General features: G+C 69.0%; 14 protein-coding genes and 1 other RNA gene. All 15 read right to left on the reverse strand.

Annotation, left to right across the window (positions count from 1 at the left end):
• A partial coding sequence (locus C5O18_RS01475; RefSeq protein ID WP_146089167.1) for a hypothetical protein occupies window positions 1-303 on the reverse strand: 303 nt, incomplete at its 3' end.
• Window positions 304-305: 2 nt separating this feature from the next.
• Entirely contained in the window at window positions 306-1250 is a 945-nt protein-coding gene (locus C5O18_RS01480) for a D-alanine--D-alanine ligase (protein WP_105191106.1), read from the reverse strand.
• On the reverse strand, window positions 1247-2707 hold the full coding sequence (murC, locus tag C5O18_RS01485) for a UDP-N-acetylmuramate--L-alanine ligase (protein WP_105191107.1): 1461 nt from the start codon (window positions 2705-2707) through the stop codon (window positions 1247-1249). The genes C5O18_RS01480 and murC overlap by 4 nt, the downstream gene beginning before the upstream one ends.
• Entirely contained in the window at window positions 2704-3783 is a 1080-nt protein-coding gene (gene murG, locus C5O18_RS01490; RefSeq protein ID WP_105191108.1) for an undecaprenyldiphospho-muramoylpentapeptide beta-N-acetylglucosaminyltransferase, read from the reverse strand. The genes murC and murG overlap by 4 nt, the downstream gene beginning before the upstream one ends.
• On the reverse strand, window positions 3770-4972 hold the full coding sequence (ftsW, locus tag C5O18_RS01495; RefSeq protein WP_105191109.1) for a putative lipid II flippase FtsW: 1203 nt from the start codon (window positions 4970-4972) through the stop codon (window positions 3770-3772). Before ftsW ends, murG begins: the two co-directional genes overlap by 14 nt.
• Complete coding sequence (gene murD / locus C5O18_RS01500; protein ID WP_105191110.1) at window positions 4972-6327, reverse strand: UDP-N-acetylmuramoyl-L-alanine--D-glutamate ligase; 1356 nt, start codon at window positions 6325-6327, stop codon at window positions 4972-4974. Before murD ends, ftsW begins: the two co-directional genes overlap by 1 nt.
• 10 nt (window positions 6328-6337) lie before the next feature.
• Entirely contained in the window at window positions 6338-7420 is a 1083-nt protein-coding gene (mraY, locus tag C5O18_RS01505; protein ID WP_105191111.1) for a phospho-N-acetylmuramoyl-pentapeptide-transferase, read from the reverse strand.
• A 1-nt stretch (window position 7421) separates the two neighbouring features.
• Window positions 7422-8786 carry a UDP-N-acetylmuramoyl-tripeptide--D-alanyl-D-alanine ligase gene (locus C5O18_RS01510; protein WP_105191112.1) on the reverse strand — a complete coding sequence of 455 codons (1365 nt, stop codon included), beginning with the start codon at window positions 8784-8786 and terminating at the stop codon, window positions 7422-7424.
• Window positions 8783-10258 carry a UDP-N-acetylmuramoyl-L-alanyl-D-glutamate--2,6-diaminopimelate ligase gene (locus C5O18_RS01515; protein WP_105191113.1) on the reverse strand — a complete coding sequence of 492 codons (1476 nt, stop codon included), beginning with the start codon at window positions 10256-10258 and terminating at the stop codon, window positions 8783-8785. The genes C5O18_RS01510 and C5O18_RS01515 overlap by 4 nt, the downstream gene beginning before the upstream one ends.
• Before the next feature lies 1 nt (window position 10259).
• Complete coding sequence (locus C5O18_RS01520; protein ID WP_105191114.1) at window positions 10260-12050, reverse strand: peptidoglycan D,D-transpeptidase FtsI family protein; 1791 nt, start codon at window positions 12048-12050, stop codon at window positions 10260-10262.
• The gene (ftsL, locus tag C5O18_RS01525) at window positions 12047-12358 is read right to left on the reverse strand and encodes a cell division protein FtsL (RefSeq protein WP_206389682.1); all 312 of its coding nucleotides are present in this window, start codon (window positions 12356-12358) and stop codon (window positions 12047-12049) included. The genes C5O18_RS01520 and ftsL overlap by 4 nt, the downstream gene beginning before the upstream one ends.
• On the reverse strand, window positions 12355-13299 hold the full coding sequence (rsmH, locus tag C5O18_RS01530) for a 16S rRNA (cytosine(1402)-N(4))-methyltransferase RsmH (RefSeq protein ID WP_105191115.1): 945 nt from the start codon (window positions 13297-13299) through the stop codon (window positions 12355-12357). The genes ftsL and rsmH overlap by 4 nt, the downstream gene beginning before the upstream one ends.
• A 2-nt stretch (window positions 13300-13301) precedes the next feature.
• Window positions 13302-13757 carry a division/cell wall cluster transcriptional repressor MraZ gene (gene mraZ / locus C5O18_RS01535; RefSeq protein WP_105191116.1) on the reverse strand — a complete coding sequence of 152 codons (456 nt, stop codon included), beginning with the start codon at window positions 13755-13757 and terminating at the stop codon, window positions 13302-13304.
• 309 nt (window positions 13758-14066) lie between these two features.
• Window positions 14067-14433: RNase P RNA component class A (rnpB, locus tag C5O18_RS01540), an RNA gene on the reverse strand.
• Window positions 14434-14465: 32 nt separating this feature from the next.
• The coding region (rsmI, locus tag C5O18_RS01545) for a 16S rRNA (cytidine(1402)-2'-O)-methyltransferase (RefSeq protein WP_105191118.1) at window positions 14466-15279 on the reverse strand (814 nt) is incomplete at its 5' end.

Below are 15279 nucleotides of genomic sequence, written 5' to 3' on the forward strand. Positions count from 1 at the left end.
CAGGTCGCCTGCGATCACCACCTGCCGGATCGGGGTCTCGCGCTGCCAGTCGCGCACCATGCTCGCCACGCCGGCGACCATGACCAGCGCCGCGGCCAGCGAACAGGCGGCGAGCAGGCGACGCGACCAGCCGCCACCCGTGCCCTCCGGCCAGGGCGCCTTGCCCTGGCCGGCATCAGTACCCTTGCCGGCCGTACCGCGCAGGCGCGCCAGCAGGCCCGGGCCGCGCGCGGCCACCGGCTGCGCCGGGCGCCGCGTGGCGGCCGGTCGTGCAGCGATGGGGCGACGCGTGGCCTGGCTCATGATCAGCTGCCTCCGACCTGTGCCGCGGACGGCGCCAGCGTCTGCGCCAGGATGTCGAGCACCAGCGCGGTGAAGTCCAGCCCGGCGGCCTGCGCGGCCATCGGCACCAGCGAGTGGTCGGTCATGCCCGGCACGGTGTTGATCTCGAGCAGCCAGAAACGGCCGTCGTGGTCGCGCATGACATCGATGCGGCCCCAGCCGCGCGCGCCCAGCACCTGGAAAGCCTCGACGGCCAGACGCTGCAGCGCAGCCTCATCATCGGCACCGAGACCGCAGGGGATCTTGTACTGGGTATCGTTGCGCTGGTACTTGGCCTCGAAATCGTAGAAATCGTTGGCCGGAATCATGCGGATCGCCGGCAGGGCGCGATCACCGAGCACCGCCACGGTGTATTCGCTGCCCTCGATGAAATGCTCGGCGATCACCTCGCCGTCGTGCTGCGCCGCCACCTCGTAGGCACGGGCCAGCTCGTCGGCGCTGTAGACCTTGGCCATGCCGATGCTGGAGCCCTCGTGCGCCGGCTTCACCATCAGCGGCAGACCCAGCTCGGCGGCGACGGCGGCGAAGTCGGTGGTCGCGGTCAGGCGGCGGTAGGCCGGCGTGGGTAGGCCGCAGCCCAGCCAGAGCTGCTTGGTGCGCGCCTTGTCCATGCCGATGGCCGAGGCCATGACGCCGCTGCCGGTGTAGGGCACGCCGAACTGCTCGAGCACGCCCTGGATGACGCCGTCCTCGCCGCCGCGACCGTGCAGCACGATGAAAGCGCGGTCGAAGCCCTGCACCTCGACGACATCGCGCTCGGCCGGATCGAAGCCGTGGGCATCGACGCCGGCGGCCTGCAGCGCCTTCAGCACCGCGGCGCCGCTGATCAGGGAAATCGGACGCTCGGCCGCCGTGCCCCCGAGGAGCACCGCCACCTTGCCGAACCGCTTGGCATCCACCGCACTCATGTCTTCTCTCGCTTCTCTGCGCCGGCCTGGACGGCAGCGGCAAGGTAGAGGCCCTGCTGGGCCAGCTCGACCGCGATGGCGCCGACCGTGCCGGCGCCCTGGGTCAGCAGCACATCCCCCGCCTGCAGCTGCGCCGGCAGCAGCTGCGCCAGCTCGTCGGGGCTTTCGATGAACACCGGGTCGACCACGCCGCGGGTGCGGATGCTGCGCGACAGCGCGCGGCCGTCGGCGCCCGGGATCGGCTTCTCGCCGGCGCTGTAGACGTCGAGCAGCAGCAAGTGGTCGACCGTGGACAGCACCTGCACGAAATCGTCGAAGCAGTCGCGGGTGCGGGTGTAGCGATGCGGCTGGAACATCATCACCAGGCGGCGGCCAGGATAGGCCTGGCGGGCGGCGGCGATGGTGGCGGCAACTTCGCGCGGGTGATGGCCGTAGTCATCCACCAGCTGCACGCCGCCGGCCTCGATCAGGCGCTGGAAGCGGCGGCCGACACCCTGGAAGCTGCCCAGCGCGGCGACGATGGCCTCGTCGCCGGCGCCCTCGTCGGTAGCGATGGCGATCGCCGCCAGCGAATTCAGCACGTTGTGCAGACCCGGCAGGTTGAGCGTGACCGACAGCGGGTCGCGCCCGGCGCGCAGCACGGTGAAACGGGTCTGCAGGCCGAGCTGCTCGACATCGACGGCGCGGATGTCGTTGTCCTCGGCGAAGCCGTAGGTGATGGTCGGGCGCGCGATCTGCGGCAGCAGCTCGCGGACCACCGGATCATCGCCGCAGACCACGGCCAGTCCGTAGAACGGCAGGTTGTGCAGGAACTCGATGAAGGTGCGCTTGAGCACCTCGAAGTCACCGCCGTAGGTGTCCATGTGGTCGGCGTCGATGTTGGTGACCACCGAAGCCATGGGCTGCAGATGCAGGAAGGAGGCGTCGGATTCGTCGGCCTCGGCCACGAAATAGCGGCTGCTGCCGAGCTTGGCGTTGGTGCCGGCGCTGTTGAGCAGGCCGCCGATGACATAGGTCGGATCGAAGCCGGCCTCGCCCAGGATGGACGCGATCAGGCTGGTGGTGGTGGTCTTGCCGTGCGTGCCGGCGATGGCGATGCCGTGGCGGTAGCGCATCAGCTCGGCCAGCATCTCGGCGCGGCGCACGATGGGCAGGCGGCGTTCCTGCGCGGCCTGCACCTCCGGATTGGCAGGGTCGATGGCGGTCGACACCACCACCACATCGGCGCTGGCGACATGCGCGGCATCATGACCGATGAACACTTCCGCGCCCAGGCGGACCAGGCGCTCGGTGGACTTGCCGGCCTTGGCGTCGGAGCCGGCGACCTCGTAGCCCTGGTTGAGCAGCACCTCGGCGATGCCGCACATGCCGGCACCACCGATGCCGATGAAATGGATGCGGCGGATACGCCGCATTTCCGGGATCTCGATGAGACGACTGCGGGGAATGGCGCTCATGCGTCACCTCGAAGAATGGCGTTGACGACCAGCGATGTCGCGTCCGGCTTGGCCAGGGCGCGTGCCTTTTCCGCCATGGTCTGCAGCAGCGGCCGGTCGAGCAGCTCGCGCAGGGTGCCGGCGAATGCGGACGCCGTCAGGTCGCGCTGCTGGAACAGCCGGGCGGCGCCGGCATCGCTGAGGAAACGGGCATTGGCGGTCTGGTGGTCATCGACCGCATGCGGGAACGGAATCAGGATGGAGGCGACACCCGCCGCCGCCAGCTCGGACACGGTGAGCGCGCCGCTGCGGCAGATCACCAGATCGGCCCAGCCGTAGACAGCGGCCATGTCATCGATGAAGGGCAGGATCTCGGCCTCGACGCCGAGGCGCGCATAGACCGCCGCCGCCTTGTCGGCATGCTTGCGACCGGCCTGGTGACGGATCAGCGGGCGCTGCGCCGGATCGAGCTCGGCCAGCGCCGCCGGCACCAGCTCGTTGAGCGCCACCGCGCCCAGGCTGCCGCCCATCACCAGCACGCGCAGCGGTCCCTGACGGGAGCCGTAGCGTTCGGCCGGCATGGCCAGCGTGGCGATCTCCTCGCGCACCGGATTGCCCACCCACTCGACTTTCGGCGACGGCTCGAAGGCCTGCGGGAAAGCCTGCAGCACGCGGGTGGCGAACTTGGCCAGCGCCTTGTTGGTGAAGCCGGCGATGGCGTTCTGCTCGTGCACATAGAGCGGCAGGCCGACCAGGCGCGCGGCGAGACCGCCGGGACCGGTGACATAGCCGCCGAGACCGATGACGGCATCCGCCTCCACCGTGGAGAACACCCGCGAGGCGCGCCAGACCGCGCGCAGCAGCTTGGTCGGCGCCTGCAGCAGCGGACGCAGGCCGTTGCCGCGCAGGCCGCCGACATCGAGATAGGTGATCGGGAAGCCGGCCTTCGGCACCAGATCGGCCTCGATGCCGGCGCGCGTGCCCAGCCAGTGGATGCGCACGCCCTGCGCCTGCAGCGCGCGGGCGACCGCCAGCGCCGGGAAGACATGCCCCCCGGTGCCGCCGGCCATCACCACCACCGACTTAACGAGCGCCATGATCACCTCCCCCGGCACGACGGACGCCGCGCTCCTGGACACTGCCGGACTCGGCGTCGATGCGCAGCAGCACGGCGAGGATGGCGAACACCACGATCAGGCTGGAACCGCCGTAGCTGACCAGCGGCAGCGTCAGGCCCTTGGTCGGGAAGAAGCCGATGTTCACGCCGATGTTGATGGCCGACTGGATGCCGATGATCACCGCCAGGCCGTAGGCCGTGTAGGCCGAGAAATACTGACCGGCACGCTCGGCGCGCTGGCCGATGCGCAGCGCGGCGGTGACCAGCGCCGCCACCGCCAGCAGCAGGCAGAGCACGCCGACCAGACCGAACTCCTCGGCGTAGACCGCGAACACGAAGTCGGTGTGCGCCTCGGGCAGGTAGAACAGCTTCTGCACGCTGTGGCCGAGGCCGACGCCGAACCAGTCGCCGCGCCCGAAGGCGATCAGGCTCTGCACCAGCTGGTAGCCCGAGCCGTACTGGTCTTCCCAGGGATTGGTGAAGGCCAGCAGACGCTTCATGCGGTAGGGCTCGGCGATCATGACGGCGATGCCGGCGACCACGACAGCACCGGAAATGGCAATGAACTGCACCAGCGGCGCCCCGGCCAGGAACAGCATGGCCATGACCGCGGTGAGGATGACCAGGCTGGCACCGAAGTCCGGCTCCATGAGCAGCAGGAACAGCACGATGGCCACGAAGGCCATGGGCTTGGCGAAGCCGGAGAGCTTGCTGCGCACCTCCTCCTGGCGACGCACGAGATAGCCGGCCAGCGCCAGCACGGCGGCCAGCTTCATGACCTCGGACGGCTGCAGCGTGAGGCCGCCGACGCCGATCCAGCGCATGCTGCCGTTGACGCGCTTGCCGATGCCGGGAATCAGCACCACCAGGATCAGCAGCAGGGCGAGCAGGAAGAAGTGGTAGCAGTACTGGTTCCAGGTCTGCATGGGGATCTGCATGACCACCGCTGCGGTGAGCAGGCCGATACCCAGATAGATGAAATGACGGATGAAGAAATAGAAGGGGTTGCCGTAGCTGGCGTCGGCCACGCCCATGGAGGCCGAGCCGACCATGATCAGCCCGATGCAGAACAGGAATCCGGCCGACAGCAGCAGCACCTGGCGCTCGGTCAGGCTCGCGAGGCTGTCGCGCAGCAGGTGCGCGGGCTGGCTCAGGCCGGGGACGCGCATCAGGTGCCCTCCAGCAGACGCTGCACGCCGGCCGCGAACTGGTCGCCGCGGTCTTCGTAGTGCTTGAACATGTCGAAGCTGGCGCAGGCCGGCGACAGCAGCACGGCATCGCCGGCCTGCGCCAGCGCGCGCGCCTGGGCAATGGCCTCGTCCAGCGTGGCGCAGTAGCGGCGATCCAGCGGCGCGCTCACCGCGCGGTCGATGGCCGGGCCGTCCTCGCCGATCAGCAGCAGGGTCTTGCCGAACTGCGCCAGTGCCGGCGACAGCGGCGAGAAGTCCTGGCCCTTGCCGACACCGCCGGCGATCAGCAGCAGCTTGCCGCCGATGGCGGCGCCGAGGCCGTTGATGGCCGCCAGGGTGGCGCCGACATTGGTGCCCTTGGAGTCGTTGTACCAGCCGATGCCATCGGCCAGCGCCACGCGCTGGCAGCGATGCTTGAGCCCGCTGAACTCGCGCAGCGTGGCCAGCATGGCGTCGCGGCCGAAGCCCACCGCCTCGCCCAGCGCCAGGCAGGCCAGCGCGTTGGCGACATTGTGCTCGCCGAAGATCTGCAGATCGGACACCGGCATCAGCGTCTCGCGGCCGCGCGCCAGCCAGGGCTGGCCGTCGACGCGCAGCACGCCGTACTGGTTCAGGTCAGGAGCGCCGAGGCCGAAGCTGGTGCCCGGCACGTCGTCGGCGATCAGCGGCCGGGTCAGGGCATCATCGCGGTTGAACACGTAGCGCTGGCAGTTGCGGAAGATGCGGTGCTTGGCCTGGTGGTACTCGACCATGCCGGTGTAGCGGTCCATGTGGTCTTCGCTGATATTCAGCACCACCGCCACGGCGGCGCGCAGCGAATGCGTGGTCTCGAGCTGGAACGACGACAGCTCCATCACGTAGATGTCCTTGTCGCCCTCGGCCAGCATGTCCAGCACCGGCGTGCCGATATTGCCGCAGACGCCGACGCGGCGGCCGTCGCGCGCGGCCATCAGGCCGACCAGCGTGGTCACCGTGCTCTTGGCGTTGGAGCCGGTGATGGCAACGATCGGCGCCGTCACCTCGCGGCAGAACAGCTCGACATCGCCACCGACCGGAATGCCGGCGGCGATGGCGGCGGCGATGGCCGGTTCCTTGACCGATACGCCCGGGCTGCTGACGATCTCGCTGGCGCGCAGCAGCAGCGCCTGGTCGAGGCCGCCGAGGCTGACCTCGACCTCGGGGAACTCGGCTCGCAGCTCGGCCAGTCCGGGCGGGTGCTCGCGGGTGTCGTTGACCGCCACCGGGTAGCCCTTGCGGCGCAGATGACGGACGCAGGACAGCCCGGTCTTGCCCAGACCGATGACCACCCGCAGACCGTCGCGCTGAATCAGCATGCCCCTCTCCTCAACGCAGCTTCAGGGTCGCCAGGCCGGCGAGCACGAGCATGAAGCTGATGATCCAGAAGCGCACGACCACGCGCGTCTCCGGCCAGCCCTTGAGCTCGAAGTGATGATGGATGGGCGCCATGCGGAAGATGCGCTTGCCGGTGAGCTTGAAGCTCGCCACCTGCAGCATCACCGATATGGTCTCCATGACGAACACGCCGCACATGATGAACAGCACGATCTCCTGGCGCACGATGACGGCGATGGTGCCCAGCACCGCGCCCAGCGACAGCGCGCCGACATCGCCCATGAACACCTGCGCCGGGTAGGCGTTGAACCACAGGAAGCCGAGTCCGGCGCCGATGATGGCGCCGCAGATGATGATCAGCTCGCCAGCGCCGGCCACGAACGGAATCTGCAGATAGGTCGCGAACTTCACGTTGCCGGTGACGTAGGCGAAGATCGCCAGCGCGCCGGCGACCATGACCGTGGGCATGATGGCCAAGCCGTCGAGGCCGTCGGTGAGATTGACCGCGTTGCTGGCACCGACGATCACGAAATAGCTGAGCACGATGTAAAAGAAGCCGAGCGGGATGATCACGTCCTTGAAGAAAGGCACGATCAGGCTGGTCTCGACCGGGGTCTTCGCCGTCCAGTACAGGAACACGGCGGCGCCGATGCCGGCCACCGACTGCCAGAAATACTTCCAGCGGCTGGGCAGGCCGCGCGGGTTCTTCTCCACGACCTTGCGGTAGTCGTCGACCCAGCCGACCAGTCCGAACACCGCCATGACCGCCAGCACCACCCAGATGTAGACGTTGCCCAGGCGTGCCCAGGCCAGCGTGCTGACCAGGATGGTGACCAGGATCAGCGCGCCGCCCATGGTCGGCGTGCCGGTCTTCGCGAGGTGGGTCTGCGGGCCGTCGTTGCGGATGGCCTGACCGAACTTCATGGCGCGCAGGCGGTCGATCATCCACGGACCCCACCACAGCGACAGCGCGAAGGCGGTGATGATGCTGAGCACGAAGCGCAGGGTCAGGTAGTTGAACACCCCGAAGCCCTTGAAGTGCTGTGCCAGCAGGTCGGCGAGCCAGAGCAGCATGTCAGTGGCCTCCCTGGCTGCCGGTCAGGCCCTGCACGACCTGCTCCATGCGCGCGCTGCGCGAGCCCTTGACGAGGATGGTCACCACGCCCTGCAGCTCGGCCTCGAGCGCCTTCAGCAGCGCCTGATGGTCGGGGAACAGCTGGGCCTGGCCGTCGAAGCCGAGATCGTACTGGCCGGCATGGCGGCCGGTGGCATAGAGCGCGTCGATCTTCTTCATTTTTGCGTACTCTCCGACTTCGAAATGACCGGATGCGGCGGCATCCCCGAGCTCACCCATGTCACCGAGCACCAGCACGCGACGCCCGGGCAGTGACGCGAGCAGGTCGATGGCAGCCTTCATGGCGCTGGGGTTGGCGTTGTAGGTATCGTCTATGACGTAACGGCCGGCGCCGAGGTCATGCGGCACGCTGCGGCCGGCGAACGGGCGCGTGCGCTGCAGGCCGTCGCGAATCCGCGCCGGGGCGATGCCGCTGGCATGGGCCAGGGCGGCGGCGGCGAGCGCGTTCATGACCTGGTGGCGGCCGAGCAGCTGCAGCTGCACCGGCAGCGCCTGGCCGGCCACATGCAGCGTGAAGGCGTAGAGCGGCATGTCGCCGCAGCGGATATCGGTGGCGCGGATGTCTGCATCGCCGCCCTGCGCCGAGAAAGTCAGCACACGCACGCCCAGCCCGCGGCACTGCGCCAGCCAGCGACCGGCGAAGTCGTCATCGGCATTGATCACCGCCGTGCCGTCATCGGCAAGGCCGTCGTAGATCTCGCCCTTGGCGGTGGCGATGCCCTCGCGGCTGCCGAAGCCTTCCAGGTGCGCGGTGCCGACATTGACGATGACCGCCGCCTGCGGCCGCACCAACCCTGCCGTGTAGGCGATTTCGCCGAGGTGGTTGGCGCCAAGCTCGAACACGCCGTACTGGTGCTTGTCACGCAGGCGCAGCAGGGTCAGCGGCACGCCGATGTCGTTGTTGAGGTTGCCGATGGTCGCCAGCGTCTCGCCCTGCTGCTCGAAGATGCGCGCGGTCATCTCCTTGGTCGAGGTCTTGCCGGCGCTGCCGGTGATGGCCACGCCCGCCAGCTGCGGGAAACGCGCGCGCCAGGCGGCGGCGATGCGACCCAGCGCCTGGTGGCTGTCGGCGACCACCACCTGCGGAATGCCGGCCGCCGGATCCATGCGCGACACCACGGCGGCGACAGCGCCGCGCTCGGCGGCCTGCGCCACCAGCGTGTTGGCGTCGAAATTGGGACCCGACAGCGCGATGAAGACATCGCCGGCGGCGAGCGAACGCGTGTCGGTGGAGAAGCTGCCGACATCGGCGTCCAGGCCGATCAGCTCGCCGGCCACCACCTGAGCGATCTCCGACAGCCTCATGTCCGGCTCCTTGCCGCCAGCGCCAGGCGGACCTGCTCGGCATCGTTGAACGGGTGACGTACGCCCATGATTTCCTGGTAGGTCTCGTGGCCCTTGCCGGCGATCAGCACGACATCGTCGGCGGCGGCCTCGCGCAGCGCACGGGCGATGGCCTCGGCGCGGTCGGCGATGATCACGGCGTCGGCACCGGCCGGCATGCCGCCGCGCACATGCGCGAGGATGTCCTGCGGATCTTCCTCGCGCGGGTTGTCGGTGGTGATGATGACGCGGTCGGCCAGCGCTGCCGCGATGGCGCCCATCTGCGGGCGCTTGCCGGTGTCACGACCGCCGCCGCAGCCGAACACGCACCACAGGCGACCCGTGGTGTGCTCGCGCGCGGCGCGCAGCGCCTGCTCCAGGGCATCGGGCGTGTGCGCGTAGTCGACCACCGCCAGCGGCGAGTCGCCGTCGCGCAGGCACTGCATGCGGCCGGCGACCGGCGCCACGCCGGCGAGCGCGTCGACGGCGGCCTGCAGCGACCAGCCCAGACTCAGCAGCCCGCCCAGCACGGCGAGCAGGTTGCTGGCGTTGAAGCGGCCCAGCAGCGGGCTGCGCAGCGTGGCCGGGCCCTGCGGGGTACGCAGGGTCAGCACCAGGCCATCGAGCGAGGGTTCGACCGTCTCGGCCACCAGCTCGGCATCGCTGCCGGCGTCCAGGCTGTAGCGCAGGCAGGCAACGTCATCGGCGAGCAGGGCGCGGTAGCGCGCACCGGCCGGATCGTCGGCGTTGATCACCGCCGCCTTCAGGCCGGGCCAGCGGAACAGCAGGCCCTTGGCTTCGGCGTAGCTGTCCATGTCGCCGTGGTAATCGAGGTGATCACGGGTCAGGTTGGTGAACAGCGCGGTGTGGATGTGCGTGCCGGCCATGCGGCCCTGCACCAGACCGTGCGAGCTGGCCTCCATGGCCACCAGGCCGGCGCCGGCGTCGCGGAAACCGGCCAGCAGACCCTGCAGCTGCAGCGGGTCCGGCGTGGTGAACACGGACGGCCTGAGTTCGCCGTAGAAGCCGTTGCCCAGCGTGCCGATCACCGCGGCGCGACGGCCGAGGCGCTCGCAGGCACCGGCGATGAGGTTGGCGATGCTGGTCTTGCCGTTGGTCCCGGTCACCGCGGTGACGGTCATGGCCGCCGACGGCTCGCCATGGAAGCGCGATGCGATCTCGCCCAGGCGCAGGCCGAGGTCGGCAATCACCAGCACCGGCACGCCATCGATTTCACGATGCGCCTGCCAGTCGCCGCCAGCCTCGGCCAGCACGGCCACGGCGCCGGCGGCAACGGCGGCCGGCACATGGGCGCGGGCATCGTGCTGCAGACCGGCCAGCGCCACGAACACCGAACCCGGCGTGACACGGCGCGAGTCGGCGACCAGCGCGGATATCTCGATGCCGGCCCACGCGGCGGGCGTCTGCGGCCAGAGACGGGAGAGCGTGGTCATGTCAGCCCTCCCGTCCGGGTGCATGGGCGGCGACCGGGCGCTGCCAGGTCGACGGGTGCGGCAGGCGATGCTGCTCGGCCAGGCGTTCGGCGCTGCGATCGGGCTCGACGTTCATCAGGCGCAGGGTGTCGGCCATGGCGCGCGCGAACACCGGCGCCGCCGCCAGGCCACCGTAGTAGCCACCCTTGCGCGGGTTGTCGATGACAACGGCGGTGACCACACGCGGCTTGCTCGCCGGCGCCATGCCGACGAACAGCGACATGTACTGGTCGGCGGCATAGCCGCCGGACTGCGCCTTGTGCGCGGTGCCGGTCTTGCCCGCGATGCGGTAGCCAGGCACCGCGGCGCGCAGGGCGGTGCCCTCCTGGGTGACCACGGTCTCCATCATGGGAATCAGTGCACGCGCAATCTTCTCGTCCAGCACGCGCTTGCCGGGCACCTCGCCCTCCACGCGGCGGAAGCTGATCGGCCGCTGGACGCCGCCGCTGGCGATGGTGGCGTAGGCCTGGGCCAGCTGCAGCGCGGTCACGGTGATGCCGTAGCCGTACGACATGGTGGCCAGCTCGACCGGGTTCCAGCGGTTCGACGGCTGCAGGCGGCCGGCGCTCTCGCCCGGGAAGCCGCTGCCGGTGCTGTGGCCGAAGCCCAGGCGCTGGTGCAGCATGGGCAGGGTATCGCGCGGCAGCGACAGCGCGATCTGGGCCGTGGCCACATTGCTGGACTTGGTCAGCAGCGTGGTCATGTCGATCACGCCGTAGTTGTGGTGATCGCGGATCAGCTTGTTGAGCACGCGGTAGGTGCCGGGCGTGGTGTCGAACAGGCTGCGCGTGGTGTACTTGCCGCTTTCCAGCGCCGCCGCCACGGTGATCGGCTTCAGCGTCGAGCCGGGCTCGAACATGTCGGTGACGGCACGGTTGCGCAGCGCGTTCGGCGTCAGACGTGCACGGTTGTTGGGGTTGTACGACGGCAGGTTGGCCATGGCCAGCACCTCGCCGGTATCGACATCCAGCGACACCAGCACGCCAGCGACGGCCTGGTGCTCGGCCACGCCGCGCGCCAGCTCGCGGTAGGCCGAATACTGCACGCGCGAATCGAAGCTGAGGTCGACATCATGGCCCGGGTGCGCGGCCTTGATCAGCGACACATCCTGGACACGGTGCCCCTTCAGGTCCTTGACCACGCGCTTGCTGCCGGCACGACCGACCAGCTCCTCGTCGAAGGCCAGCTCCAGGCCTTCCTTGCCATGGTCATCGAGATCGGTGAAGCCGAGCAGATGCGCCGTGGCCTCGCCTTCCGGATAGAAACGGCGGTATTCGGTCATGCCGAACACGCCCGGGATGTCGAGCGCCAGCACACCCTCGGCATCGGTCGGCGACAGATGCCGCTTGAGATAGATGAAGCCCTTGCTGCGGTTGCGCTGCACGCGCGCGGAGAGGTCGCGCGGGCTCTGTCCCAGCGCCTTGGCCAGCTTGCCGATGTCGGCGCCGGCGGCGATGGCCTGGCGCGGATTCATCCACAGCGTGGTCACCGGCGTGCTCACCGCCAGCGGCACGCCGTTGCGATCGCGCAGCATGCCGCGCATGGCAACAATGGGCTCGGTGCGCATCATGCGGGCATCGCCCTGGGCGCGCAGGAACTCGCTGTCGACCACGGTCAGATAGCCCGCGCGCAGCGTCAGGCCGGCCAGCAGCAGACCGAAGACGCCGAACACCAGGTAATGGCGGCCGGCGTACTTCAGGCCGGGCTCGCCACCACCGGCGGCACGGGCGGGAACGCGACGATCGACGCTCATGGCCGCACCATCATGACTTCATGCGGGGCCGGCGAGCGCATGCCCAGCTCGTCCACCGCCATCTTGCCGATGCGCCCGTAGGCGCCCCAGGCCTGCTGCTCGAGCAGCAGCTGCCCCCACTCCACTTCCAGGCGGTCGCGCTCTTCCTGCAGCGCCTGCAGCTGGGCCAGGTTCAGGCGCGACTTGTGCACGCTGAACGCCACCGCCACCGAGGTCGCCACGAGGGCGAGCACGATGGCGGCGGTCTGCCAGATCACCGGCTGCATGAGCGTGCGGCGCAGGGCACTGAGGCGGGAAGCGAGGATCATGCGCCCGCCTCCGCCAGCCGTTCGGCGATGCGCAGGCGGGCGCTGCGCGCGCGCGGATTGCGGTCGACCTCGGCCTCGCTCGGCTCGACGGCCTTGCCGATCTTCTTCAGCTGCGGACGCAGCTGCTGCCAGGTCACCGGCAGGCCGGGCGGAAAGTCATCGCCCTTCACGGCCTTCTGGATGAACTGCTTGACCAGCCTGTCCTCCAGCGAATGGAAGCTGATCACCGCCAGGCGTCCGCCGGGTGCCAGCACGGCCAGCGCCTGGTCAAGGAAGTCCTCGAGGTCGCCCAGCTCTCGATTGACCACGATACGGATGGCCTGGAAGCTGCGCGTCGCCGGGTGCTTGTGCTTTTCCCAGGCCGGATGCGCCGCCGCCACCAGCTCGGCCAGCTGCCGGGTCGTGGTGATCGCAGCCTTCGCGCGTGCCGCCACCAGCGCACGCGCGATGCGGCGGGCGTGGCGCTCTTCGCCATAGGTCTTGAGCGCGTCGGCCAGGTCGGCCTCGGACACGCCGGCCAGCCAGTCGGCGGCACTGACGCCGCGCGTCGGGTCCATGCGCATGTCCAGCGGACCATCGTTCATGAAGCTGAAGCCGCGCGCGGCGTCATCGAGCTGCGGCGAAGACACGCCGAGGTCGGCCAGCAGTCCGGTCACGCGGCCGGTCAGACCCAGCGCCTCGACGTGCGCGGCCAGGGTCGCGAAAGAGTCATGGACGATGCTGAAGCGGGCATCGGCCGCCGCCAGCGCCTCGCCGGCGGCGATGGCCTCGGGATCCTTGTCGAAAGCAATCAGGCGCGCCTCGGGCGCCAGGCTGGCGAGCAGCTGGCGCGAATGACCGCCGCGCCCGAAGGTGGCGTCCACATAGCAGCCCTTGCGATCGCCTAGGACGGCATCGACCGTTTCTTCGCAAAGTACGGTGAGGTGCTGGAAGCCGTTCATGGTCAGAGCGCCAGGGTGTCGATCGCTTGCGCGAGGTCGGCCGCCGAGAAGTCCTCCGCCAGGATCTGCGCCTGCAGCGCGTCCCAGGTGGCCTTCAGCCAGATTTCACACTTCTTGCCCTGCCCCGCGAGCACGACATGCTTGTCGAGCCGGGCGAACTGGCGCAGCTCGGGGCTGATCAGGAAGCGACCGGCACTGTCCAGGGAGATTTCCGTGGCATAGCCGAGAATGCGACGCTTGAGCATGGCGATGGCCGGGTTCGATCCCGGCAGCGCGTTGAAGCGCGCCTCGATGCCCTCCCACTCGGTCAGCGGGTAGAGCACCAGGCAAGGCTCGCGCAGGTCGACGGTCAGGACGAACTTGCCCTGGCATTCGGCCAGGACGCGATCGTGGTAGCGCGTCGGCAAGCCGATGCGCCCCTTGGCGTCCATGGTCAGTTCGTCGTAGCCGCGAAACATGCTGTCAGCTTCCCGAGCGGGGTTTTATCCAGAAAAAACCACAAAACCACACTTTTCCCCACTCTGCGGGCAAATATAGGGATCGCGGCCATGCCCCGTCAAGGACGGAATGACCGGTTATAAGTATATTTTTGTATATTAAAAACAATGACTTGCAATGAACGCCCCGAAACAGGACGCAAGTCGACGACATTAAAAAACAACAACTTGCAGTGACATCCTAGAAACAAGCTGACAATGCGGCATGTCCTAGAATTTTTAGCTATATGCCAAAAGGTCATGCAAACCTTAGACATTATGCCTAGAAAGGGGTGGAGTCGGCCTGTAAGCCGGGTTCTGTCGAGGACGGTCATTCCTCTAGGCCCGCCGTCGCCGACGGGCTCAAGCAACCTACCCGTGTCCCGCGCGGGCCGCGCGTATGGACACCTATTTGGTCTTGCTCCGGGTGGGGTTTGCCGTGCCGGTCTGTTGCCAGACTCGCGGTGCGCTCTTACCGCACCGTTTCACCCTTGCCACGCATCCTGCTCGCCTCGCGGCGACACAAGACCGTTCGGCGGTCTGCTCTCTGTTGCACTTTCCGTCGGCTCGCGCCGCCCAGGCGTTACCTGGCACCCTGCCCTGTGGAGCCCGGACTTTCCTCCCCTGCCGAAGCAGCAGCGACCGTCCGGCCGACTCCGGCGCGGAGAATAAGGGCCGGCCGGATGCAACTCAAGCTGAATCTGCACCCCGCGCGGACTCCTTCAAGCGCTGCGCCAGGTCGTAAAGGGCATTCTTCTTCAGCCCCAGCAGCTCCGCCGCCAGCGCCGCCGCCTGTTTCACCGGCAGCTCGCGCACCAGCACCGAGAGCACACGCTCGGCGCTGAGGCCCTGGACATCATCACCGACCTCGCGCGCCGGCGCGCCCGAGACCACCAGCACGATCTCGCCACGCTGCTGGTCGCTGTCGGACACCACCCAGTCCGCCAGCTCGCCCAGCGCCGCACGGCGCACGGTCTCGAAGGTCTTGGTCAGTTCACGCGCCAGGGTCGCCACGCGGTCACCACCCAGCACCTCGCGCATGTCCGCCAGCGTCTCCACGATGCGGTGCGGCGCCTCATAGAAGATCAACGTGTGCGGCGACTCGGCCAGTGCCTGCAGGCGGCTCTTGCGCGGCCCCTGCCGGGACGGCAGGAAGCCCTCGAAATGGAAACGGTCGGATGCCAGCCCCGCCGCGCTCAGCGCCGCGATGGCCGCGCACGGCCCCGGCACCGGCGACACCCGGACACCGGCATCATGCGCGGCCGAGATCAGCCGGTAGCCGGGATCGCTGATCAGCGGCGTGCCTGCATCGGAGATCAGCGCCAGCGACTCGCCGGCCAGCAGGCGTGCGATCAGCCCCGGCACGCGCTCGCCCTCGTTGTGGTCATGCACGGCGATCAGCGGCACGTCGAGACCGACCTGCTGCAACAGCCGCCCGGAATGGCGCGTGTCCTCGGCCGCGATGCGCGACACCCCGCCAAGCACGGCGCGCGCGCGCGGGCTG

This window comes from Amnimonas aquatica, assembly GCF_002943415.1.
Lineage (GTDB): Bacteria > Pseudomonadota > Gammaproteobacteria > Pseudomonadales > Moraxellaceae > Perlucidibaca > Perlucidibaca aquatica_A.